The sequence below is a fragment of the Oleiphilus sp. HI0123 genome (genome assembly GCF_001635315.1).
On the sequence record NZ_LWGE01001675.1, the window covers coordinates 1 to 1,244 of the forward strand.

Annotated in this window: 2 protein-coding genes; both read right to left on the reverse strand. The window is 42.9% G+C overall.

Annotation, left to right across the window (positions count from 1 at the left end):
• On the reverse strand, positions 1 to 485 hold a 485-nt coding region (locus A3761_RS22635), incomplete at its 3' end, for a hemerythrin domain-containing protein (RefSeq protein WP_068750940.1).
• Positions 486 to 676: 191 nt separating this feature from the next.
• Positions 677 to 952: a hypothetical protein gene (locus A3761_RS22640; protein ID WP_068508609.1), complete on the reverse strand. Its 276-nt coding sequence runs from the start codon at positions 950 to 952 to the stop codon at positions 677 to 679.
• Positions 953 to 1,244: the final 292 nt, after the last annotated feature.

Genomic DNA, 1,244 nt, shown 5'->3' on the forward strand with positions numbered 1-1,244 from the left:
AAGAGTAGATTGTTTTCAATCGAGATATCACTTTGCAAATCTTCGATAAATTCAGAAATTAAGGCATAAAGCCTTGTCCAGGTATTACAAGCGTCTTCTGGTAATGTCAGCTGGTTCGTTAGCTCTGATAGCTGGGAGATTGCACCAGCATGTTCATCGTGCTCATGACGCATCACCGAGATAGGGCCCTGAGCCATTGCTCCCATTCCTTGTTCCAGCATAGGGAAGAGGATGTTTTCTTCCTTAAACATATGTTGTTCGAGCTCTATCTTCATTGTTTGCAGGTGATTAGATAGGCCATGAGGACACTCTGGGTGTTCACCGTGTACAGATTCAACTCGAGCAGCCTTTTCATTTAGTTCGCTAAGCTGTTGTCGATGGACTTCATGGTAGCGCTGCAAGATATGAGCAATTAGTTCAGGGTTTGATAGAGATTCTAGAGGCTCAAGGGTGCTATTGCCGTCTGTTAAAGTTTGATCGGGCATACTTCCTCCACTTCATAAGAACGGGGTGGGCAACTATAGTATCGGAATTCTTTTCAGGGCGAGCTTTTATCTTAAGAACATTGCCGAGCCGAAGCTATACAACCTAGTTGATATAAGAGGGATAAAAGGGGGTAGAGCAGATAGAAAAATAATAGGCTGCTCAGGAGGGGCTCCTGAGCAGTTAGCAGCGCTTATTCAGCGGCTTCAGGGCATTCTATTGAGCCTGCTTCGCGCATGTCGCCAAGTGGCACGTTAAGGTTGGTATCGCTATCGCGTTTTGCTGAGCCGTGATAGATTGCCCTGCACTCACCAGGTGAAGACAATTTGCAGTTTTCTAAAGCTGCCTGAGAGGCTTGTTCCTCTGTTTCATAAGGGCCATGAAATTGGCGGTTTTCGAGGTAGAAATATCCTTTTTCTATGTTTTCATCGACCACGATTACTTCATCGATTTCTTGTGCTACAGACATAGTTTCTCTCCCGTATATTAAACACTATTCAATTCTTACTGAGGCCAAACTTAGTGTTTAGACCTTACTAAATGCTGTTTCTTTTCTACTGTGTTAGCAGTTAACCAGCGGTGTCGAATAGTGACTTTTATAATTATTATCGTTGCTAGTTCAAAATTTATAAGACGAAATCACCTATGTCTTTAGAAGAAAAACAAGCCTTCATAGACTATTAAGCCCGGTAATGTCCCGGGCTTATTCGCTTCGTCTTAGTTCGGTGTTGCTCGATTAATGATCGAGTAACAATCAATAT

Bases quoted from the DNA above. Each gene is read 5' to 3' on its own strand.
- A3761_RS22640 (WP_068508609.1), bottom strand. From the start codon at position 952: ATGTCTGTAGCACAAGAAATCGATGAAGTAATCGTGGTCGATGAAAAC.